The organism is Pseudomonas sp. 05N431, from assembly GCF_056397005.1.
In genome coordinates, this window is record NZ_JBFTMN010000003.1 from 159,359 (window position 1) to 181,018 (window position 21,660).

The 21,660-nt window shown below is 58.7% G+C and carries 15 protein-coding genes and 1 pseudogene; 10 read left to right on the forward strand and 6 right to left on the reverse strand.

The window, feature by feature from the left end:
- Positions 1 to 11: 11 nt before the first annotated feature.
- Both AC1DIG_RS06175 and AC1DIG_RS06180 read right to left on the reverse strand, forming a co-directional pair.
- A complete protein-coding gene (locus tag AC1DIG_RS06175; protein ID WP_477766580.1) occupies positions 12 to 4,088 on the reverse strand; it encodes a SpvB/TcaC N-terminal domain-containing protein in 4,077 nt (1,358 codons plus the stop codon).
- 227 nt (positions 4,089 to 4,315) lie between these two features.
- Positions 4,316 to 5,839, reverse strand: coding sequence for a fumarate hydratase (locus AC1DIG_RS06180; RefSeq protein ID WP_007945624.1), 1,524 nt, complete (start codon positions 5,837 to 5,839; stop codon positions 4,316 to 4,318).
- A 564-nt stretch (positions 5,840 to 6,403) separates the two neighbouring features.
- On the opposite strand from AC1DIG_RS06180, the gene AC1DIG_RS06185 reads away from it, so the two are divergent.
- The 3 genes from AC1DIG_RS06185 to AC1DIG_RS06195 are packed head-to-tail and all read left to right on the forward strand — an operon-like array spanning position 6,404 to position 9,216.
- A complete protein-coding gene (locus AC1DIG_RS06185) occupies positions 6,404 to 7,510 on the forward strand; it encodes a GGDEF domain-containing protein (RefSeq protein ID WP_477766581.1) in 1,107 nt (368 codons plus the stop codon).
- Positions 7,503 to 8,438 (forward strand): iron-sulfur-binding ferredoxin reductase, encoded by a 936-nt coding sequence (locus AC1DIG_RS06190; protein ID WP_477766582.1) that lies wholly within the window; start codon positions 7,503 to 7,505, stop codon positions 8,436 to 8,438. Before AC1DIG_RS06185 ends, AC1DIG_RS06190 begins: the two co-directional genes overlap by 8 nt.
- Before the next feature lie 28 nt (positions 8,439 to 8,466).
- Entirely contained in the window at positions 8,467 to 9,216 is a 750-nt protein-coding gene (locus tag AC1DIG_RS06195) for an enoyl-CoA hydratase-related protein (protein ID WP_477766583.1), read from the forward strand.
- A gap of 184 nt (positions 9,217 to 9,400) precedes the next feature.
- On the opposite strand, the gene AC1DIG_RS06200 is transcribed toward AC1DIG_RS06195, so the two are convergent.
- Positions 9,401 to 10,690 (reverse strand): hypothetical protein, encoded by a 1,290-nt coding sequence (locus AC1DIG_RS06200; protein ID WP_477766584.1) that lies wholly within the window; start codon positions 10,688 to 10,690, stop codon positions 9,401 to 9,403.
- A gap of 192 nt (positions 10,691 to 10,882) precedes the next feature.
- On the opposite strand from AC1DIG_RS06200, the pseudogene AC1DIG_RS06205 reads away from it, so the two are divergent.
- A pseudogene (locus tag AC1DIG_RS06205) lies at positions 10,883 to 11,002 on the forward strand (enoyl-CoA hydratase); the annotation flags it as partial.
- Positions 11,003 to 11,217: 215 nt separating this feature from the next.
- On the opposite strand, the gene pyk reads toward AC1DIG_RS06205, so the two are convergent.
- Positions 11,218 to 12,669 carry a pyruvate kinase gene (pyk, locus tag AC1DIG_RS06210; protein WP_477766585.1) on the reverse strand — a complete coding sequence of 484 codons (1,452 nt, stop codon included), beginning with the start codon at positions 12,667 to 12,669 and terminating at the stop codon, positions 11,218 to 11,220.
- A gap of 246 nt (positions 12,670 to 12,915) precedes the next feature.
- On the opposite strand from pyk, the gene AC1DIG_RS06215 reads away from it, so the two are divergent.
- The 3 genes from AC1DIG_RS06215 (at position 12,916) to AC1DIG_RS06225 (ending at position 14,506) form a co-directional block, all read left to right on the forward strand.
- Entirely contained in the window at positions 12,916 to 13,212 is a 297-nt protein-coding gene (locus AC1DIG_RS06215) for a hypothetical protein (protein ID WP_477766586.1), read from the forward strand.
- A 127-nt stretch (positions 13,213 to 13,339) separates the two neighbouring features.
- Entirely contained in the window at positions 13,340 to 13,714 is a 375-nt protein-coding gene (locus tag AC1DIG_RS06220) for a tetratricopeptide repeat protein (protein ID WP_103315042.1), read from the forward strand.
- 432 nt (positions 13,715 to 14,146) lie between these two features.
- Positions 14,147 to 14,506 carry a PilZ domain-containing protein gene (locus AC1DIG_RS06225; protein ID WP_477766790.1) on the forward strand — a complete coding sequence of 120 codons (360 nt, stop codon included), beginning with the start codon at positions 14,147 to 14,149 and terminating at the stop codon, positions 14,504 to 14,506.
- A 259-nt stretch (positions 14,507 to 14,765) separates the two neighbouring features.
- Here AC1DIG_RS06225 and AC1DIG_RS06230 read toward each other — a convergent pair whose 3' ends face one another.
- Positions 14,766 to 15,155, reverse strand: a complete 390-nt coding sequence (locus AC1DIG_RS06230) for a DUF6124 family protein (RefSeq protein WP_477766587.1) — start codon at positions 15,153 to 15,155, stop codon at positions 14,766 to 14,768.
- 462 nt (positions 15,156 to 15,617) lie between these two features.
- Here AC1DIG_RS06230 and AC1DIG_RS06235 point away from each other — a divergent pair, with 462 nt between their 5' ends.
- From AC1DIG_RS06235 to AC1DIG_RS06245, 3 genes are all read left to right on the forward strand, one after another.
- Positions 15,618 to 16,478: a hypothetical protein gene (locus AC1DIG_RS06235; RefSeq protein ID WP_477766588.1), complete on the forward strand. Its 861-nt coding sequence runs from the start codon at positions 15,618 to 15,620 to the stop codon at positions 16,476 to 16,478.
- Positions 16,438 to 16,812, forward strand: coding sequence for a hypothetical protein (locus AC1DIG_RS06240; protein ID WP_477766589.1), 375 nt, complete (start codon positions 16,438 to 16,440; stop codon positions 16,810 to 16,812). The genes AC1DIG_RS06235 and AC1DIG_RS06240 overlap by 41 nt, the downstream gene beginning before the upstream one ends.
- A gap of 381 nt (positions 16,813 to 17,193) precedes the next feature.
- On the forward strand, positions 17,194 to 19,872 hold the full coding sequence (locus AC1DIG_RS06245; protein ID WP_477766590.1) for a Tc toxin subunit A: 2,679 nt from the start codon (positions 17,194 to 17,196) through the stop codon (positions 19,870 to 19,872).
- A gap of 290 nt (positions 19,873 to 20,162) precedes the next feature.
- Here AC1DIG_RS06245 and AC1DIG_RS06250 read toward each other — a convergent pair whose 3' ends face one another.
- A complete protein-coding gene (locus AC1DIG_RS06250; RefSeq protein ID WP_477766591.1) occupies positions 20,163 to 21,494 on the reverse strand; it encodes a DUF58 domain-containing protein in 1,332 nt (443 codons plus the stop codon).
- Positions 21,495 to 21,660 lie beyond the last annotated feature (166 nt).

Genomic DNA, 21,660 nt, shown 5'->3' on the forward strand with positions numbered 1-21,660 from the left:
GGTGTCGATCGTCATCTTTTCCTGATGTATTCGGAATACTTATCAAGCAATACGATGCCTCGTTCTGCCTGGGCGATGCGGGTCTCCCTCTTTTGCTCAAGTTTTTCGAGTTTGATTGTTTTTGAATCGTTTGTTCCGAGATGGCCGGTTGCACTGTCAAATACCTTATGTGCAGCACCTTTTACGCCGTCTGCATAAAACTCGGGGACCCCTAAGGTATTGAAGGCTGCCGGTACGTCGCTTCCGTCTTGCTCGAGTAACTCCACAATCCGAACGAGCCCGAAGCGTAACGCTTCAATGCTTTCCTCTGGTATGCCGATATGGGCGATACCCGCATCTTTGATGGAGGTTCCAGCCTCGATAATGCTGCTTGCAGCGGGAAGGCCCGCTTCTCCAAGCGTAATTGATACCGCCAGCTTTGCGGATTTTTCCTGCCCTTGGCTGGTTCGTGGATCATAGGAACCCATGATATTTTTTACTTTTTGCCGGGTGAAAAGTCCGGTGGACTCAGCGTGTATTGTATGTGGATCAAGTTTTGAAGCGTTGGGTAGCATCGAGGTTGAGAATTCCCCCTTCTTGCCAAGTTCGTCTGCGATCAGGCCTGTAATAAATGAAGCTGCAAAGGCTACGATGGGGCCTGGGACACCGGGTAAAGCAAGCTTTGTCGCTGTAGATACACCTTCTTTGGCCAATCCTTTTGCAGCGTGGAACGTCAGGTTCTTAATCAGGCGTTTATTGATGTCAGTTGAGTTGAAACTGTTATTGATCTGATAGTTCAAGGATTTCAGTTCCTTGCCCAAGGTGGACAAGACACTGGCGTAGTAAGTCAGATCTTGCCGTAACTGTTCGTGATCTTCTTTGTTGGTACCGCCGTTATCAATGGAACGAATGGGGTTGCTGCCGACCATTTGGTACCGATTCAACCCGTCCACATTCCCCGCGGGATCGGGGCTGACCCAACGCCACAACCACGGCGCGTAATACCGGGCGCCATAGTAATAAAGCCCACTGACATCCATCTCCTTGCCCGAATAGCGAAGGGTCTTGTAATCGGCCTCCACCTCTGACCGCGCTGCGTACCAGCAGGTACCGCCGTAGGAGTAATAGAACTCCAGGCTGATCAAGGCGCCATTGCGATCCAGCTCCAGAGCGATGGAATTGAGGTGATCGCCGAGGTGGTAACGCAATTGATCGGGCTCGATGTCGGCAGGTATTCCACTGACCCAATGCAGGCAATGCACACTGCCCACGCCGGTCGACAGGGTGATGACGTGCAGTTGCTGGCCATCGCTGCGGGTGCGGATTTCCAGTCCTGGCAAATAGCGCACGTCGTGGAAGTGGTTGGCGGATGGGGTATGCCACACATGGTGTTTGTAGACCCGCACACCTTGGCTATAGAGATAGGTTTCTTCATCGTCGGGAAGGCCGTTGCTGTGGGTGAGCAAGGTCACTTTGGCCAGTTGATCGCGGGTGTTCCAGCTCATGGGCTGGCCACGTTGCAGTAATAGCTGGTTGCCGTGGGGGTCGAAGAGATTTTTGAAAATCGGTACCGGATCGCCTTCTTCCCAGCTCACCCCCCGGTTGCTGTGTTCATCGATGCACATTTGGCGAGTGAAGTTATTGCCGTCGCGGCGGTGACATAACTTCGTCAGGTTGTTGCCCCGGTCGTAATCGTAGTGCTGGGTGTAGTTGAAGCGGCGACCGGGGTCGATGGGCGTGATCAAATCAGGCAAGCTTGGCTGAGGATTGGGTTTTTCGGCCTCGAAACCACTCGCCCGGATCAGACGGTACAGCGAGTCATAGGCGAATGTGCGAAGTCCATCGACGCGCTGGTTGGCGAAGAACACCGTGCTCAGTGTGTGGTCTTCGATGCGCAGCACATTGCCCACGCGATCGTGGAGGTACTCAAGGTCCTGGCACAGCGCTTTACCAGGTATTCCGGCTTTGAGCGTATGCAGTCGACCGTCGATGGGGTTGTAGCCCCAGATGCTGACTACGCCATTGCCGGCGCGCTGTTCGATGACTTTGCCGTCGGCGTTGTACTGCGCGTCTTTGAGAATGTCTTGACGCGGGCTGGCGGTGTCGAGTTGAAGCATGACTTGCTTGAGTTGCCCCGCAATGTTGTAGCGAGTGTGCTGCAGATGGCCGCCGGCATCGGTTTGGGTATCGAAGTGATCCGAATCCAGATAAATCAGTGCCGGGGCACCGCTGCCATCGAGGTCGGCGATTCGTACCCGCGCCGCGTCGAACTTCCCGTACTCGAAGGGCAAGGTGTCCATGACGAACCCTTTGCCGAAACGTCCGTGGCCCAGGTTCGGCCAGCATTTGATCTCGTCGTTGCGAATGCGGCACAGGTCCGGCAAATCGCTACCCAGCATACGGCCCAGAAACACCAGCTCGCTGCGTGAAGTGCTGAACAGCGGCAGGCTGTCGTTGTCGGGCTCGTGGGGCACGTCCTTCGCGGGCCCAAAACCGTCTTCCCGGAGGCTGGGATAAAGACGCACGCTTTTTGGACCGATCAGCGCCAGTGAACTGAGGCCATTGCCGGTCAGGTCGCCGAACTGTGCCAGAGCGTTGAAGAACTCCAGGGGAAAGTAGGTGAAGGTACTGAACGGCGACCAGCTGCGGTCAGGGTTCAGGGCAAAGAAACCACTGTAGTCCGGTTGCGCAAGGATCCAGTCCAAACGCCCATCACCGGTCAGGTCGTTGAGCGACTGCTTTACCGGTTTACTGCCATCGGCTACCGGAATGGTCGGCAATACCCGCCACGGGCCGTAGATGATTTCATCGGGGTGGTTTGGCCCGCGCTGCGGCTCACGGTAGTACCAGGCCTGATCGTATCGGCAGAGGAAGCCCGGTACACCCTCGCCATACAGGTCGAGGCATTGATGGTGTTCCCCGTCCTGGATACCGGGCACGTGTTCAAAAGGGAAGAACGGCGTCGGCTGGGTGTTGATATCGGGCGATGAATACTCGAACTCCATGGGCGGCATGTTTTCCACCGCATCACTGGCGTCGTAGGCTTGGTAGTGCGCGGCGCACAGCTGGCTGTAGAACGCTGGCTCCGGGTGGTATTCCAGTAACAGGCGTTTGACCAGCGCAGGCTTTGGCCCCAGTTCAGCGGGGAAGTAGTGAAACATCAAGACTTGCTGGCACAGGCGTCGAGTGCTCAATTCGAAGCCATGGCCGTAAGTAAAGAACGAGTCTCGGCGAATTAGCCACTCACCGATGTCATCGTCTGGTTGTAGAAACGGTTCCCCGTAAACGGGTTTTTTACTCCAGTCGAGCGTGCGTTCACCATAGTCGAACAGCAGATGAAAGTGCCAATCCAGCATGGCCGGGTTGTCCACCGTCCAGGCGTACAGATGCTTGCTGGCGCTGAAGTTGCCGTAACACACACGCCGCAGATAGCGCTGGGCCCGGTAATCGTGGGGTTGATCGTCGAGCAGGTCTTCAGGTTTGTACTCGTAGGCGATGTGGTCGCCATGGGGGGTCATGCTTTCGAGCAACAGCCAGGCGCCGACCCGTAGCCTGTCGTGCGGATCGGCGCGTCGCGAAGCCTCGGTCTTGCCGTAGATATGCAGACTGCCGTCGGCCTGGTGCACCAGCCAGAACGGTGGTTCGCCAGATTTGGCGCTCGGTTGCCAGAGTTCGAACAGATCGAAGGCGCCTTCGACCCGAGGCCAGTAACGGACCACTGAATGCTTGCCGACAGGTTCACCGTTGTAGTGATCTTCGAAGCGTGACTGGATGTGCCCATCCTTATCGAGCTCGGGCATCATCGGATCACCGCTGGGGCTCAGGAAGACGTCGTCTTGGAGGTAACGCGGCACGCCTTTGCTGGTCTGGCGAGTGATGGTGCTGACGGTCAAGCGCCAGCCGATGCCAAACGGGCCGTTACCCGCCTGGCTGTCGTAGCTCAGCCCCAGTGCCGGATTAAAGCCGCGTCCCGACGAGATCGGCAGAGGCAGCTGGAAGGAGGCCTTGCCGCTGGTGCCAATCGCGCCCCAGCTTTTGCCAATCGTGGTAATCGCGGCACTCTTGGCAATGGAAGGCGGGGTGATGCTTTGGGAGGCTTGATCTTCCATGGTCGACCCTGTTCCAGCCTGGCGAGCGGATGACTCACGCTACCAAGTTGGGTACACGCCGTAACCTGTCAGACCTGACAGGTGAGAAGGGTTTTTCTAGAACGAATACGCTTAACTGCAAGGTTTTTTATCGCCATCTGTTTATAACGTCTTGCGCGGAAGGCAGGCGAAAAAAAACCGCGCTGTTTTTGCAAACAACGCGGCTTTCTTTTCCAGCGGTTAAAGGCTTACTGCACTTCTACCGCCAGGCTATCACTGATTTTCTTCTGCCAGATGGCCGGGCCGGTGATGTGCACCGACTCGCCCTTGCTGTCGACCGCAACGGTCACCGGCATGTCTTTCACGTCGAACTCGTAGATCGCTTCCATGCCCAGTTCGGCGAACGCCACCACGCGGGATTTCTTGATCGCTTGCGCCACCAGGTAAGCCGCGCCGCCGACTGCCATCAGGTAAACCGCCTTGTGGTCCTTGATCGCTTCGATCGCTGTCGGGCCGCGTTCGGATTTGCCGATCATGCCCAACAGGCCGGTTTGCTCGAGGATCTGGCGAGTGAACTTGTCCATCCGCGTTGCAGTGGTCGGGCCCGCCGGGCCAACCACTTCTTCGCGCACCGGATCGACCGGGCCGACGTAGTAGATGAAGCGACCCTTGAGGTCTACCGGCAGGGTTTCACCCTTGTTCAGCATCTCGACCATGCGCTTGTGCGCAGCGTCGCGACCGGTGAGCATCTTGCCGTTCAGCAGGACGGTTTCGCCCGGCTTCCAGCTCTGCACTTCTTCCGGCGTCAGGGTGTCGAGATTGACGCGGCGGGCCGACGGGCCGGCTTCCCAGACGATTTCCGGGTAGGCGTCCAACGGTGGCGCTTCCAGCGACGCCGGGCCGGAACCGTCGAGCACGAAGTGCGCGTGACGGGTGGCGGCGCAGTTGGGGATCATGCACACCGGCAACGAAGCGGCGTGGGTCGGGTAATCCATGATCTTCACGTCGAGCACGGTGGTCAGGCCGCCCAGGCCCTGGGCGCCGATGCCCAGTTGGTTGACCTTCTCGAACAGCTCCAGGCGCATCTCTTCGATACGGTTCTGTGGGCCGCGGGCCTTCAGCTCGTGAATGTCGATGGATTCCATCAACACTTCCTTGGCCATCACCGCGGCTTTCTCGGCGGTGCCGCCGATGCCGATGCCGAGCATGCCCGGTGGGCACCAGCCAGCGCCCATGGTCGGAACGGTTTTCAGCACCCAGTCAACGATCGAGTCGGACGGGTTGAGCATGGCCATTTTCGACTTGTTCTCGGAACCGCCACCCTTGGCTGCCACGTCGACTTCCACGGTGTTACCCGGAACGATCGAGTAGTGGATCACCGCCGGGGTGTTGTCCTTGGTGTTCTTGCGAGCGCCCGCCGGGTCGGCGAGGATCGAGGCACGCAGGACGTTTTCCGGCAGGTTGTAGGCGCGACGCACGCCTTCGTTGATCATGTCGTCCAGGCCCATGGTCGCGCCATCCCAGCGCACGTCCATGCCCACGCGGACAAACACGGTGACGATGCCGGTGTCCTGGCAAATCGGACGGTGGCCAGTGGCACACATGCGCGAGTTGATCAGGATCTGCGCGATCGAATCGCGGGCGGCCGGCGATTCTTCACGCAGGTAAGCCTCGTGCATCGCCTGGATGAAATCCACGGGGTGGTAGTAGGAAATGAACTGCAGGGCGTCAGCAACGCTCTGAATCAGGTCGTCTTGCTTGATCACGGTCATGAGTCGCGCTCCTCTAAAAGACGGGAACATTCAATAAGGTGCTTGCAGTTGGGGTGCATCGGTCGGCTGCAAACACCTTTCAAGGCACGCCGGGGTTGCTGGCGCGACGCTAAAAAGGCGCGGCAGTATACCGCGCCTCGAAGCCGGACACACCCGCCGGCAGTCAAACCTTGGTCGCATGCCACAACACCGACTTTCAGACGACAGGGCAGTTGTGGCGAGGGGCAAGCCCTAATGCCGGTAAGTCCAGGGATTTCAGGCTCGGCATATTCCCTGTAGCAGCTGGCGAAGCCTGCGTTCGGCTGCGAAGCAGTCGTAAAATCAGACACCACGTTTTTTCAGATTAACCGTGGAGGCAGGATTTACGGCCGCTGCGCAGCCGAACGCAGGCTTCGCCAGCTGCTACGGATCGTGTGGCGGCTTTTGCCCCCTCACCAGAAGGGATCGATGTACTTTATCGCCCCAAATTTGAATGGTCATTCTTGAGGTGCAACACTAAAGTGGCATCCGGCATTCCAGAGTCGGAGACTGTTATCAGCCCCCCTTCACCCGGTGAGTCAACGATTGACCCATAACGCTATCCAGAGTCTGTTACTCAAGCGCTTCATTTTGGCGACGGGTACGTATGCGCTGGTGTTATTGCTGCTGTGGCTGGCGATTCTCAGTGGTCACTATCAAGGGCCGGTGCGCGGTGCAGTGATCGGCACGCTGCTGGTGATACTCAGCCAGTCAGTGTTGTTCGCGGTGTTTTCCACCGGGCGCAATCTGCGCTTTGCCGACCCCAGCCTGACCGAAGTTCAGGTGCTGCTGGGACTGGGCTGGCAGACCTGGGTGATCGCTCATCTGGACGTGGCCCGTGGCGCCTTTCTGGTGTTTTACCTGTTGATTCTGCTGTTCGGCCTGTTCCATCTGCCGCGCCGAGCGTTTGTCCGGTGTGCGGTATTGGTTTTTGTAAGCTTTGCAGGCCTTAACCTCTGGGAAGGCTATCACCTCGAACTGGCCGACCCGGCGCTGGCGGCGCTGCAAGTCTGCGTGTTGTTTATCGTGCTGGTCTGGCTGACGCTGTATGCCCGCTACGTTCAGACCTCGCGCCAACGCATGCGCAAGCGGCGGTTTGCCTTGCAGGCGCATCAAGACACCTTGCGCGGGATGATGCGCCAACTCGAAGACCTGGCGGCCACCGACGAACTCACCGGGCTGTTCAACCGCCGGCATTTTCTGCGTCTGGCCTCGCGCGAGCTGCACAGCATGGAAGAGGGCGCGGTGCATGGTCTGGCACTGATTGACCTCGACCACTTCAAACGCATCAACGACAAGTATGGCCATGCGGCCGGCGATCAGGTGTTGCAGGCGTTCGCCGGTGTCGCCACGGCCTGCCTGCGTGAAGATGATGCGCTGGCGCGTTATGGTGGTGAGGAATTTGTGCTGTTGCTACCCGATTGTGATCCCGAGCGCCTGACCTCCTGCTGCGAGCGGCTGCGCATTGCCTTTACCGAGGTCGAGCTGATCGGTCTGCACGTGCAGGACCTGAGCCTGTCCGCCGGCATGACTTTGCTAGAGCCGAGCGATAATCTGGACGATGCCTTGCAGCGTGCCGATCAGGCGCTTTATCGCGCCAAGCGCGACGGTCGCAATCGCTGCGCCGCGGCTTGGGAGAACATCGATGCCTGAGTTGCGAGTGGGCGAACTTCAGTGGTCGGTGGCCGCGGGCAGCAACCTGCTCGATGCCCTGAACCAGAAGGGCATGCACGTGCCCTACAGCTGTCGCGCCGGCAGTTGCCATGCGTGCCTGGTGCAATGCGTCAAAGGCGAGGTGAGCGATCGACGCCCCGATGCGCTGAGCGCCGAGCAACGTATGCAAGGCTGGCGGCTGGCCTGTCAGTGCGAGGTCGTCGATGACCTGCACGTGGCGGTGTTCGATCCGCTGCGTGATGGCTTGCCGGCCACCGTTGAGGCGGCCGACTGGTTAAGCCCCAGCGTATTGCGCCTGCGTTTGCAGCCTGAGCGTCCCCTGCGTTATCAGGCCGGTCAGCATCTGGTGCTGTGGGCCGGGAACGTAGCACGCCCGTATTCGCTGGCCAGCCTGCCGCAGGAAGATCGCTTTCTGGAGTTTCACCTCGACTGCCGCTTGCCGGGCGAATTCAGCGATGCGGCACGCGTGCTGAAAATCGGCGACCCGATTCGCCTGGGCGAATTGCGCGGCGGTGCGCTGCACTACGACCCCGACTGGCAAACCCAACCGTTGTGGCTGCTGGCGGCCGGCACCGGATTGGCGCCGTTGTTCGGCGTATTGCGCGAGGCGTTGCGCCAGGATCATCAAGGCCCCATTCGGGTCATTCACCTGGCCCATGATGCCAGCGAGCATTACCTGGCCAAACCCTTGGCCGCACTGGCTGCACAGCGTCCCAACCTGAGCGTCGAGCTGTTGACGGCGGCTGAGTTGTCGGCGGCTTTGGCGCAATTACGCCTTGTTTCCCGGCAAACCCTGGCCTTACTCTGCGGGCACCCCGACAGTGTCGACGCCTTTGCCCGGCGCCTGTACCTGGCAGGGCTGCCGCGCAATCAACTGCTGGCCGATGTGTTCGTGCCGCGGGGTTGAGCGCGAAATCACTTTCACGAGACTCACCATGACCAACGCCATCCTGCTGGAACGTGAGCGCGGGCTGCTGACCTTGCGCCTGAACCGCCCGGACAAGAAAAACGCCCTGACTCGCGCCATGTACAGCCAGTTGGCGGACGCCCTGCAACAGGCCGACGCCGACCCCGAGATCAACGCCATATTGATCACCGGCACCCACCAATGCTTCACCGCCGGCAACGACATCGCCGATTTTCTTGAAGAACCACCGAGCGACCTCGCAAGCCCAGTGTTCCAGTTCATGCGCAGCTTGCTGGAATGCCGCAAACCGGTGATCGCTGCGGTGGCCGGCGCCGCCGTGGGCATCGGCACCACCTTGCTACTGCATTGCGACCTGGTGTACATCAGCACGGATGCGAAGTTGCGCATGCCATTCGTCAACCTCGGGTTGTGCCCGGAGTTTGGTTCCAGCCTGATCCTGCCGCGCTTGCTCGGGCAAGCGAAGGCCGCCGAGCTGTTGCTGCTGGGCGAAGGATTCAGCGGTGAACAGGCCGCCGCCTGGGGCATCGCCACCGCCGCGCTGCCTGATGGCGAGGCCGCACTGGCCAAGGCGCGCGAGATGGCATTGCGCTTCGAAACACTGGCGCCCGAAGCGGTGCGTATCAGCAAGCAGTTGATGAAAGCCCCGGACCGCGAGCAACTGCGCAAAGCGATCGAGGAGGAGGGCAACCTGTTTGTCCAACGGCTGCGCTCGCCGGAAGCGATTGCGGCGTTGTCGGGGTTTATCAACAGAACCTGAAGGTTGCAGATCCGTCCGTAGCAGCTGTCGAGCCTGCGAGGCGGCGTTCGGGGACGAAGTCCTCGCAAATCCTGCATACGCGGTTTTCTGGTAATAACGCGTTGCCTGTTTTTACGACTGCTTCGCAGCCGAACGCCGCCTCGCAGGCTCGACAGCTGCTACGGGGGCGGTTCTGCACTGTATTTCAACGTGAGGTTGTGGTGTTCAGGAAGCGGGCGATGAGGGCTGCCTTGCCGCCGGTACCAACTACCAATACCTTCCCATTCTTTTGCAGAGCCATGGCATTGGCGACCGTGTAATGGTCCTCGAATTTGGCAGAGCTATAGCCTTTCCCGTGACCAAAGTCCGTATCCAGTGTTCCATTACTCAGGTGGCGAGCCACCACGAATGAGGGATCACCGCCTGTCGGTCCCATTCTTCCGGCCACGATGGTTTTTCCATTGAATTGGCCGACGCCATAAAACAGGACGTTGCTGCCTGCCGCGAAGGATTGAAACAGCAGCTTGCCGCTATTGAATGTTGGATCGAGTTGGCCGTTCTTGGCGAAGCAGGCCAGCGCTCCTTTGCGTGGAGACAACCCCCAACCTGCGGCAAGAACCTCTTCTGCGCCAAGTAGGGCGAGCTTTTCGAACGTGAGTTCGGGGTCGGCGAGCAGTGCGAACCCTTTGTCGGCGAAGCCTTCGTCAAAGGGGCCGTCTTCATTGAGACGAGCCACCATGCCTTTACCTGCCAGCGTTCCGCACACGGTGATTTTTCCGTTGTGCACCAGAACGTCTTTGATGGTGCTATTGCCCCAGTGCTGATTGGTCACCGGGACACAACCGGTCTTGTTAAAGCTGGTATCAAACGAGCCGTCATCGTTGAGCCGAATCAGCAGCGCAACCAGGGCAATCCAGATCGGCATGTACATTTCCATGACCACATAGATTTTCCCATCCGCCACCGTGCAAGGCCCCGAGGCGCCGTTGCTGGTGGTCGTCAGCGGTGTAGCGCCCAGGCCAAGGCTTTTGGCAAGGTTTACAGGCGGTTTGACCGTCAGCAGGCCTTTCACACCAAAGCGTTCATCCAAACGCCCGTCGTCATGAAGGCGAGCCAGCACAACCTCACCTTTTTTCCTATCGATACCGGACAGCAGGATTCTGGGTTGACCACCGACCTCGAGAAAAAGGATCTGGCACAAGTGGGTGTCTTGCATGGGGCCAAAATGTACGACTACGTAACCATCCTTGCCGAACGCCGTAACTAAAGTACCATCCGTGTGCAGGCAGGCAATGCCTAGCTTGTAGATACCATCGTCATTGGCGTCGACGCCTCCACCGACGTAGATCCTGCCGTTCGGGCCTTCGGCAATACATTCACCTGTCGTATTTCGGGCATTGGGAAACTGCAGAATGACTTTACCGTCTTTGTCTTCGCCAAATTCCAGGTCAAGATCACCGTCGACTTGAGCGTTCGGTGCTGTGTACTGGCTCATCGTTCTATTCCTTTAATGGGAGTGAGTTATCCGTCGAGAACTGCCAACGACGAGCCGTAACAACCAAGCGCACGTACGCCTTGATGACAGCGATAGCAGCAGTGGACGGAATCAATTAAAGGGGTTGAACGGAGAGGGCGTCTACTGTCAAACCTGACAGGTGTGGTGTTGGCGTTGCGCTTTTATTCTTGATTGATGGCGGCGTCGGATCGTCAGCAACTGCGCAAAGCGATCGAGGAGGAGGGCAGCCTGTTTGTCCAGTGGCTGCGTTCGCCGGAAGCGATTGCGGTGTTGTCGGGGTTTATCAACAGAGCCTGGATTTTTGTTGACTGGGCGGGCCTCATCGCGAGCAAGCTCGCTCCCACAGTTGATTTGAGGTGTTCACCCAATTTGTGTCCACTACAAACCCCCTGTGGGAGCGAGCTTGCTCGCGATGGGGGCGGACCGGGCGACGCATGTCCAGGGTCAAAAACCAAAAAGCCTCGTCATTCACATGACGGGGCTTTTGCGTTTCAACGGTCCGAAACTCAGACCATCTTGTCGCCAACGTGCAGGATCTTCATGCCGTTGGTGCCGCCGATGGTGTGGTAGCTGTCGCCCTTGGTCAGGATGACCCAGTCGCCTTTCTCGACCACGCCGCGTTTGAGCAACTCGTCGATCGCGGCCTGGCTGACTTGCTCAGGCGGCAGCGATGCCGGGTCGAACGGTACGGTGTAGACGCCACGGAACATGGCCGCGCGGGCCTGGGTTTCGCGGTGCGGGGAGAACGCGTAGATCGGCACCGAGGAACGGATGCGCGACATGATCAACGGCGTGTAGCCACTTTCGGTCAGGGCGATGATCGCCTTCACGCCCGGGAAGTGGTTGGCCGTGTACATGGCCGCCAGCGCGATGCTCTGGTCGCAGCTTTCGAACACTTTACCGATGCGGTGGCTGGAGGTTTTGCTGGTCGGGTGCTTTTCAGCGCCGATGCAAATCCGCGCCATGGCCTGGACCGCTTCGAGCGGGTATTGGCCGGCGGCGCTTTCCGCCGAGAGCATCACGGCGTCGGTGTAGTCGAGCACGGCGTTGGCCACGTCGGACACTTCAGCGCGGGTCGGCATCGGGTTCTGGATCATCGACTCCATCATCTGGGTCGCGACGATCACCGCTTTGTTGTGGCGGCGTGCGTGCAGGATGATCTTCTTCTGAATACCCACCAGCTCAGCGTCGCCGATTTCCACACCGAGGTCACCACGGGCGACCATCACGGCGTCCGAGGCCTTGATCAGGCCGTCGAGGGTTTCGTCATCGGCCACGGCTTCGGCGCGCTCGATCTTCGCCACCAGCCAGGCGGTGCCGCCGGCCTCGTCGCGCAGTTGGCGGGCGTATTCCATGTCGGCGGCGTCACGTGGGAAGGACACGGCGAGGTAGTCGACTTCCATTTCGGCGGCGAGCTTGATGTCGGCCTTGTCTTTTTCAGTCAGGGCCGGAGCCGTCAGGCCACCACCGCGACGGTTGATGCCTTTGTGGTCCGACAGCGGGCCGCCGATGGTCACGGTGCAATGCAGTTCGGTGGCGGTGGCGGTATCGACGCGCATCACCACGCGGCCGTCGTCGAGCAGCAGCTCGTCGCCCACGCCGCAATCCTTGACCAGGTCCGGGTAGTCGATGCCGACCACTTGCTGGTTGCCTTCGGTCAGCGGATGGCTGGTGGAGAAAGTGAATTGATCACCGATCTTCAGTTCGATGCGCTTGTTGGCGAATTTGGCGATACGGATTTTCGGGCCTTGCAGGTCACCCAGCAGGGCGACGAAGCGGCCGTGCTTGGCGGCGAGGTCACGCACCAGCTTGGCGCGAGCCTTGTGCTCGTCGGGGGTGCCGTGGGAGAAGTTCAAGCGGGCGACGTCCAGGCCAGCCAGAATCAGCTGTTCGAGAACTTCCGGCGAGTTACTGGCCGGGCCAAGGGTAGCGACGATTTTGGTACGACGGACGGACATGCAGAGACTCCTGAGTTCAAGCGCTGAGTGAGGCTACTACGGTCCGTGGGTGTAGTCATTGTTCGTTTGCACTACTTTTTCGTTTGTTTATTGAAACGAACATTCCTGAAAATTTTCGTAACCGTCCAATGAGAAGCACCTACCGTTTGTCGGCACTGTTAGTTTTAACAGGTAGGCAGGCATCAGGGGGCGGGGTTGAATGCTCTGGAACCTCGTTAATAAATGACGAGTCAAGGAGATGAACATATGACCACGGCTACTCAGGTACTGGTTATTCCGGTAATCGTTCAACCGGCAGAGGGTGCAACAGAGCACAACAAGGTCAGGGTATCGGGAACCGCTACGGCAGGTGCCGTCGTTACCATTGCCAAGGCAGGGGACCCCAGCCATTTGCATTTGAAACTCGTCGCGGCGGCGGACGGTCATTGGTCAGGTCCTTTTGCTGAAAACCTGCCCAAAGGTGTGCATCGGATTCAGGCACACCAGACCCTTAACGGTGTCGTATCTCCTTGGTCATCACCTCGAACATTTACAGTCATCTGACCGACACAGTTTCCGGTGTTCAAAAGCCCACTGAGCCTTGGCGGTTCAGTGGGCTTTTTTCGCTTGATCCGGTGATTGAAGATTTTCGCCGACGGGTCGATACAGAGCACAAGACAGGAGAACCCCCATGCGATTCGTGCTCATTGCCGCCCTTGCCCTCAGCGCCACGGGCTGCACCCGTTGGTCGATGGACCATCATTTGAACAACGCCTACCGCGCTTATGACCGAGGCAATTGCGAGGACGCGATGCTCGAGTTGTCCCAGGTCGATCGCAACAGCCGGGCGCGGCGCTATATACAGCCGGAAGTGTCGATGCTGCGCGGCCAGTGCCTGGAACGCCAGAAGCTCTACGTCGACGCGGCCCAGACCTACCAGTTCATCATTGCCCAGTACCCGGACAACGAGTACGCGTACCGCGCCCGCGCACGGCTGGAAACCTTGCAGTCGCTGGGCTGGTACCCACCGCGCAGCAGCGCCAAAAGTATGCCCGCGCCTTTGTAATGCGGCAGGTCTTTGAAGCAAACGTCGAAATACGCTGCAAGACCGCCCCTGTAGCAGCTGCCGAGCCCGCGAGGCTGCGTTCGGCTGCGAAGCAGTCGTAAAATCAGGCAACGCGGTCTTTCAGTAATACCGCGTCTGCAGGGTTTACGAGGACGTTGTCCTCGAACGCAGCCTCGCGGGCTCTGCAGCTGCTACGACGGTTTAGGCAGAAAAATGTGTCGATACCCGGGCATTTAAAGGCTTGGGGTGTGCCCGCCTTGAGCTAATCTTCGATTAGCGCGTTTTAGAATGTTCAACCTAAATCACGTTGATACCTGTGACCGGCAGCGGCGACGATCGCACCGGAATCGGGGAGAGCGCTCCTGTCTGGCAGGCACGTTCCGAAGTATCAGTACGACCCTGCTCAGGGGGCTTTCCATCGTGATAAACAGCCTGTTCACTGACCGCCGGATCGAGCGGCATCAACTGCCGTATTTTCTGAGAGTGTTCAACAGCGTCACCGACAAGCCTGTCGGCTTTATCGGCAATGTCACGGATGATGGCCTGATGCTCATTTGCCCGCTGCCGATGATGGTCGGTGCAGCGTTTGACCTGCGCCTGAAAATCCCCGCCAGCGAAGGTGTCTTGCAAGTCATCGACCTGCGTGCCCGTTGCCTGTGGTGCCGTGAAGACGCCACCCCCCACCACTACGACGCCGGTTTCGAGGTGCAACGCGCACCGCCTGAATACGGGCAGCTGGTGAGTGCCTTGCACCAGTACTTCAGCTTTTACCCGATGCCGGCTTCGGTCTGATCTTCTACGCACATTCACTGCCAGAAACACCGCCCCGTAGCCCGTAGCAGCTGTCGAGCCTGCGAGGCTGCGTTCGAGGACGCAGTCCTCGCCAACCCTGCGTACGTGGTTTTACTGAAAGACCGCGTCGCCTGATTTCACGACTGCTTCGCAGCCGAACGCCGCCTCGCAGGCTCGACAGCCGCTATGGGGGTGTCTCAAGGTTTTGCGGTGGTGTTTTTTGGGTGGAGGCCGGGAAGCCAGCCGCCACCCAAGGCGCCTACAGCTGCAGCCCGTAGTTGATTGGCTGGATCGGGTACTCGTTGTCCAGCGCCTTCTCGACCAACAACAACCCGTGCTCGGTCAATTGATGGATCGCCAGCGCCAGGTTGCGGTGCTTGTCTTCCAGGTCATCGGACAGGTCGAGGATCAGCGTGCTCACCGAGCAGAATGTCTCGTAGGTGTAAGCCATCAGGGCTTCGTTGTTGATATCGGGGAGCACGGCGAAGAACTTCAGCGAACGCCGTTCATAGTCGCGCGGGTTGCCGGTGCCGGGTTTGAGGTAGTGATCGAGCGCCTTGTGCGCGGCGGCGTGGAGCTTTTTCGAGTCGGGGGAATCGTAGGGGGAAACGTTGTCGTATTCGGGGGGATTCGGCGTAGCTTTGAACATTTTCCTGTTTCCTTGAGTGGGGCTGCCACCGACTCGCGACTAAACGAGGGGTGGCGGCTGAACGCAGGTTAGTCGACCGGGAGGAAACACGAAAAACCGGCGCGCCCGAGGGCGCCCTGCGCACAGCCACCATAGAGTTCAGGGATAGGGAATACCTGACCATCTGGAGCGCAGTGCACCTACGTGTAACCTCCGAGCGACTAAACCCGATCGCTGATGGGCAGCGACACGAGAACAATAGAAGCCAGGGCCAAGGTGCACAAGCCGGCGGATTCTGGCGGATCTGTAGGCTGCGGCGCAAGGAGATGTAGCCCCGGGATGAGGACTCGTGTGGGTTGTCAGCGTTGGTCTCGGATCGACTACCGTTCGTCAGAACTGTCAACTATGACAGGTTAACTGTTTTTTGTTGATGAGATACAAAACAGCCATGCGTGATTAATCTCACTAGTGGAGTTATAAGCAATGGCCGATGACAGTCCACAAAACCCCATGGCTGTAACCTCATTCATTGAGCCTGCCAATAATGCAACTGTGAATTCTCCCGTGAAATTTTACGCGATGGTAGAGGGTGTGTTTCTCGGTGAGTGGCCCTACGAATTAAAAGATATAACAAATAATAAAATGTATACGGGGAATACGCAGATTCTGGTAGGGATGAAAAGAACACTGGAGTTGGCGGGTGGCAGCTACACTTTCGGCTGCCGGATAAAGGTTTCAAACTCTAGCTGGACTGATTGGGGGTATGTAAGCTTTGTTGCGAAGATTATCACTCCGGTTATCGATTTGCCGAATGAGGGCGAATCTACCGGGAGACAGCCAACATTTACCGGGAGGGGAACACCTGGTGCGTCGCTACGATTAGTTAAAGCACATGATGCGAATACCGTTTGGAGTGAAACAGTAAAAATTCCAGATACAGGGACGTGGACCGTAGGCGTTAATCGAGAGTTGCCGTTTGGGCGCTATTCAATGACGGCAGAACAAGTTTACTTCGAGAGCACACTCTACGCGCTGGCCCGTACTATCAACGTTACCGCCCCCCCGCCCACGATTACCTTGCCCAGCTCAGGCTCCCTTGTGTCCAATCCTCTTAAATTCAAAGGGGCCGGGAGTGCCGATGCCACTATCGTCGTGGTGTCTTCTTCAAATCACTCGATCGCGTATTCAGACGGGATTAAGGTGCCCGTCTCAGGTCTCTGGGAAGTATCGGCTAAAAACTCTCTCTCAGGCCTGCACTCTGTACAAGCTCAGCAGACGGATCACCGCGATTATCGAGAACGGGATGTCGCCCATCTTCGAGGGCATCTGCTGGCCCGGGGCTGAGGCCATTCTTGTCTTCAGTGATAGCCCCGACACTCACCCCATTTCAGGTGAGACCGGCGACTGGTGCTTTGAGCGTCCCACTCCCTTTGCACCCGAGGTGGTGCATACGGTTAAGGTGTTCCAAATATTCAATGGGGAGACTTCGCCGGAGGCGAGCAAGACCTTTAGTGTGCACAGGTTTCTTGATCAACCAATCATTACTAAACCTCAGCAAGATGAAGAGGTTGGCCCCAACCTGACCATCGAAGGTAAAAACGGAGTGGCGGGTGCCACGATGCAGCCGCGCGACGCCCAATTCGACAGGCCCTTGGGTCACCGACCTGGTCCAGGTTAAAGGCGAAGGCCAGGACGGTGAGGGTGTGCTGACGGACTGGTTCAACCCTGATGAGACGTTGGCGGTGGCTATCAAGGTCATTGGCGCGGAGTGGCAGGCTACGGCCAATAAGGCGCTGAAACCGGGGGGGAACTGGCTCCGGTTTAAGCAACACCTTGCGGATGGACCGCAAGACCCACCTGTGCACTCTGACTGGGCCGAAAGCAATCGCTTCGAGGTGGTCCCGTCGAAGTCAGCATCTGAATAGTCCCGTTCACGACTCCGACGAACGGTCGACGCTACTGTCAGTTATGACAGTAGACGCCAGCCGTGCGCGGGCGCCCAATCCGGCTATTGAATAGAACGTCGCAACGCACTGTCATCCCTACCAGGAGCTTCACCATGGCGGCCACCAAGACTCCTCGCAAGACTCCCGCCCCCCTCCTGCAGCTGTACAACCAGGTGTTTCCCCCGAAGCTGCGCAGACGCAAAGGTTATGCATTGCTGGGGCGTTACATCAGGCAAGGAGGATCGGTTTTTACGTTGGTGGAAAAGGGCGTCCATGGCCTGGTGCGTGACTTCGGCATCAGTCCGACCGATGCGCAACACTTTCTGCGGCGCGCCAATGCACTGGCATTCCATGTGCAGCGTCAGTTCATCGAGCAGACCTTGACCGGCGCAAAGCCCCCGCAGAGAAAGCCGCTGAGCGGGCCGTTGTCGATGGTCGAGGGACCGAGTTACGAGCAGTTGTTTTCCACCGATTTCGATGCGCTGTGCCCGCCTGACGCGCTGGAGTCCATCACCTCGCCGGTGGCGTATCTGATCTGGCTGCTGATGCGGATCCGCAATCACATTGAGCCTCATGGCGACAAGGATAACCAGAACCCCGACCTAAGAATGATGCCGCTCATGGATCGACGCAGGGACATTGAACCGTCGCTTATCGACTTCATATCGGTTCATCAATCAGTGTCCTCGGTGGACATCATCATCCCGGTACTGGAAACCTTCATCAAGGCTCACAGCGAGGGGGACGTTGACGTAGATGACGCCATGAGCGAGGCCCGCTTTCCCAATGGAATGCCCTACTCCCGTGCCTGGACGACGATTGATTTTGTCGCCCGGCATCATGACCTGTCGGTGGGGGAGATGGCGCGGGTGGTTGACCCGGCTTCTCCGTATTTTCTGTCGCCCTATGGGTGGGGCGGTCATGCGGGGCGAGCCTTGTTACAGGCTTTGGGGTTGGGGCCTTATCAGCAGGCGTTGTTGATCGAGTCGCCACTTAATGCCGGGGACGACGGCGCAGTGGAGCGCTTTTATACACTGAACTTCGGAACCTATGGTCTCGAGCATCGGAATATCTATCAGGTACCGTTTTTCTGCGAAAAGACAAAACTTGAGGCGCGGCAGCTTGAGGCGTTGCTGTCGATTCGAAGTTTTGCCCCGACGCGGTCTGCCAATGTGCCTCTAAATAAAAATGACGCATCGTTGATTCCAACGGGCGCGCAGTCCGGGTCGGTTTACCTTAATGCGGGCGAGACCCCTTCTGTCGGTATCGATTTCGGGGAGGACGCGGGGAGCTTCCTTCACCGGTTGACGGATTGGAGCAACTCACGCGTCGACCGCATGAACCGCAAGTTGCGTCTGGACCAATGGTTGGGGCTGCCTCCCGATCAGGTCGATGCGTTGCTCATGGCGGCCATCAATGCCGAGGCTCACGCTCAGCCGCCAGAACACAAGTGCTGGATATCGAATAACACGCTGCAGGCCATTGGCTTGTTTCAGGAGTTGCGCGAGCGCTGTGGTTGTAGCGCCGAGGACTTCGCTGTGTTTATCCATGAACTGTCGATTTTTGGTCGTGGTGAAGTGCTCTCGCAGTTTGATCGGGTATTCAACGCGCAACCGTTTTCTTCCGAGCCGTTGCAGATCGGTGATTGCACGTTCCCAGTGTCCCCTGCCCCTGGCGAGGAGGGGTTGACCGTCCATAAGATCTGCCATGCCCTGGGGATCAACCTGCACACTTACCGTCACCTGGCGGAGGCCATTGCCCAGGCGCTTGGGCGCAAGCAAACGCTGGAACGTGACGTGAAGACGCTGTCGAGCTTTTTCCGCATGGTGAAGCTGCCCCGGATGCTGGGTATTACCCCGGTGGAGGCCATCGTGTTGCTCATGACGTTGGGGGGCGTCAGCTGGCTCAACGCGCTGGCCGGTGTGCCCCGGATCCAGTCGAACAAGCAGCCAGGCATACCCAGTGTGCTGGACGTGATTTATGGCATGAACTCGTGTGTTGACTGGTGCACTGAGCATGAGCTGCCCATGGCCTGGATGCTGCAGCAGGTTACGCCCAATACGGTGCCGCCGGCAGCATCCTCGGATGAGCGCCAGTTGTTCGAACACCTGCAAAGCCTGCTGAGCGCTGCGCTGTTTTCCAATGCCGCATTACTGATGGCCGGTGTTCCACCATTGGCGGGTGGAGCTGACTGGCTGGACTTGCTGGCCGCACTGGTCGACCACAAAGGTTTGGTGCTGACACAAGCGGAAGCGAACGAGCGCGATTACCTGACGTACGCCCGCGAGCTGCTTGATGTGGCGGTCAGGGCCGGCATTGGCGAAGGCGATGCGGCCTCACGCGCGCCGATCGTCGAGAAAATGCTCGAGGTGCTGCTCCTGGCCAGGGCGGGCCAGGTGTCGGTGGTCAAGGAATGCCTGGCGCTTTACGCGGGGTTGAGGTCGGAGCTGGTCGTGCTGGTATTGACCTGGGCGGGGGGCACTGTTTATCAGGTCCTCGGGCAAGCGCTTGAACAAAGGGTTAAGGACGATGAGGTGTCGGCCTACCGGCGACGGGCAGAGGACGAAGCTGGGGGGCTTCTGATATTGCTGGCCGAGGTCCGCCGTCGCAGTGCAGTGGCGGTGAAATTCGACCTTGGCACAGCGGTTCTGGAGGATCACCTGAGCTACGGCTACCGCGCCTGGATGAACCTTGAGGACAAGCACGAGCTCTCGTTGAGCACACTGTATTACCTGACAGTACTGACTCAGGCGTTTGCATTGGGTGTCCATAGGGGCCGGCTCCGTTGGTAATGCCGACGCAGTGGTGGTTGATCGCATCACAGGTCAACCTGTCAAGAATGTGATAGTGCTCTGGAGTTTCGCAGGCAAGCCTTTAGCCCCTACAACCACAGATGATGACGGCAGGACGAGCAATACATTCAGTACACTCCTGCTGGGGCGTCAGAAACTCACGGCTAAGGTAGAAGATAGCACCGGTAGTTCAGCCAAAAAGGAAAGGGACGTGATAGTGACGTGGACTGAGTAAGCGGTCGGAGCAGACAGCGCCATACTGCGGCCCGATTTCAGCCTGGCGTTTTTGACTAAAGCACCCCGGCCTTCTTCCAGCTCAAATACCGCGTCACCAACTCCGCGCCCAGTTCGCTGGGCCGCACATCCAGCACCGGCACTCCATGGGCGCTCAAGCGTTCATGGAGTGCGGCCCGGGCATTCAAGTAATCAACCGTGCCGCAATAGGCCAGCGCTTCAGGCAAGGTTTGCACCGGTGTTTGACGTAACTGATCCAGAACTTCTTCGCGCAGGCTGGCCACCAGCACCCGATGTTGTTTACCGATGCGTTTGGCTGCGCTGAGTAGTTCTTCGTCGTCTTCGTCACGCAGGTTGGTCACCAGCACCACCAACGCCCGGCGTTTTTGCCGGGCCAGCAATTGGCTGGCGGCGGCCTGGTAGTCGGCCGGGCGTTGGCTGCTGTCGAGGTCGTAAACAGTGTTGAGCAACACGTTGAGCTGGCCGGTGCCTTTGACCGGTGCGAGGTAGCGTGGTTGATCGCCGGCGAAGGTGCAAAGGCCCACGGCGTCGCCCTGACGTAACGCCACGTAGCTGAGCAGCAGGCAGGCATTGAGCGCATGGTCGAAATGCGCCAGTTCACCATCCTGGCTGCGCATGTGGCGACCGCAGTCGAGCAGGAAGATGATCTGCTGGTCGCGCTCGTCCTGGTACTCCCGGGCAATCGGTGTGCGTTGGCGGGCGGTGGCTTTCCAGTCGATCTGACGCAGGCTGTCGCCTTCGCGAAACTCACGCAGCTGATGAAACTCCAGACCCAACCCGCGCCGCTGCCGCTGGCGGACTCCGAGCTGGCTCAGCCAGTTGTCGACGGCCAGCAACTGCGCGCCATACAGGCGGGCGAAATCCGGATAGACGCGGGTGCTGTCGGTGACGTTCAGGTAGCGCCGGGCAGACCATAGACCGAAAGGGCTGGGCAGGTTGATTTCGCAGCGTTCGAAGCTGAAATGACCGCGCCGCAGAGGGCGCAGGCGATAGCTGATCAGGCTGTGCTGGCCGGGTTGCAGTTCGACCGAGTGCGGCAGGTGTTCGAAGCTCAGGCCGTCGGGGACGTGGTCGAACAGTTGCACGTTCAGTGGTTGCGAATAGTCGTGCGCAATCTCCACATGGACTTCACTCCAGCGCCCGAGCGCGAGGCTGCCGGGCATCTGGCGTTGCACGACGGGCGACGGCAGGCGCATCAGCCGGACGGCATCGAGTAGCGCCAGCAATAGAAGCGCCAGCAACAAGCCCCAGTTGATCGACAACAGGCTCGGCGCAACGCTGAAGCCTAAGGCTCTGAAAGCACCGAGCACGATGCTCAGGCCCAGCAGGACCGCAAGCCAGATCAGCAAGAGGCGGGTGGGTTTCATCGATTCAGCCGACTCCTGAAGGTACAACGTTGCGCGCGCCTTTCTCCTGTAGCAGCTGGCGTAGCCTGCGTTCGAGTGCGTAGCGCTCGCAAACGGCTAATACGCCATCTATATGAAAGAACGAAACCTGCAAACCTGCGAGCGCTACGCACTCGAACGCAGGCTA

Excerpts from the sequence above, each read along its gene's own strand:
- AC1DIG_RS06175 (WP_477766580.1), bottom strand. The coding sequence starts at position 4,088 with ATGGAAGATCAAGCCTCCCAAAGCATCACCCCGCCTTCCATTGCCAAG.
- AC1DIG_RS06180 (WP_007945624.1), bottom strand. The coding sequence starts at position 5,839 with ATGACCGTGATCAAGCAAGACGACCTGATTCAGAGCGTTGCTGACGCC.
- AC1DIG_RS06190 (WP_477766582.1), top strand. The coding sequence starts at position 7,503 with ATGCCTGAGTTGCGAGTGGGCGAACTTCAGTGGTCGGTGGCCGCGGGC.
- AC1DIG_RS06195 (WP_477766583.1), top strand. The coding sequence starts at position 8,467 with ATGACCAACGCCATCCTGCTGGAACGTGAGCGCGGGCTGCTGACCTTG.
- AC1DIG_RS06200 (WP_477766584.1), bottom strand. The coding sequence starts at position 10,690 with ATGAGCCAGTACACAGCACCGAACGCTCAAGTCGACGGTGATCTTGAC.
- pyk (WP_477766585.1), bottom strand. The coding sequence starts at position 12,669 with ATGTCCGTCCGTCGTACCAAAATCGTCGCTACCCTTGGCCCGGCCAGT.
- AC1DIG_RS06215 (WP_477766586.1), top strand. The coding sequence starts at position 12,916 with ATGACCACGGCTACTCAGGTACTGGTTATTCCGGTAATCGTTCAACCG.
- AC1DIG_RS06220 (WP_103315042.1), top strand. The coding sequence starts at position 13,340 with ATGCGATTCGTGCTCATTGCCGCCCTTGCCCTCAGCGCCACGGGCTGC.
- AC1DIG_RS06230 (WP_477766587.1), bottom strand. The coding sequence starts at position 15,155 with ATGTTCAAAGCTACGCCGAATCCCCCCGAATACGACAACGTTTCCCCC.
- AC1DIG_RS06235 (WP_477766588.1), top strand. The coding sequence starts at position 15,618 with ATGGCCGATGACAGTCCACAAAACCCCATGGCTGTAACCTCATTCATT.
- AC1DIG_RS06240 (WP_477766589.1), top strand. The coding sequence starts at position 16,438 with ATGTCGCCCATCTTCGAGGGCATCTGCTGGCCCGGGGCTGAGGCCATT.
- AC1DIG_RS06245 (WP_477766590.1), top strand. The coding sequence starts at position 17,194 with ATGGCGGCCACCAAGACTCCTCGCAAGACTCCCGCCCCCCTCCTGCAG.
- AC1DIG_RS06250 (WP_477766591.1), bottom strand. The coding sequence starts at position 21,494 with ATGAAACCCACCCGCCTCTTGCTGATCTGGCTTGCGGTCCTGCTGGGC.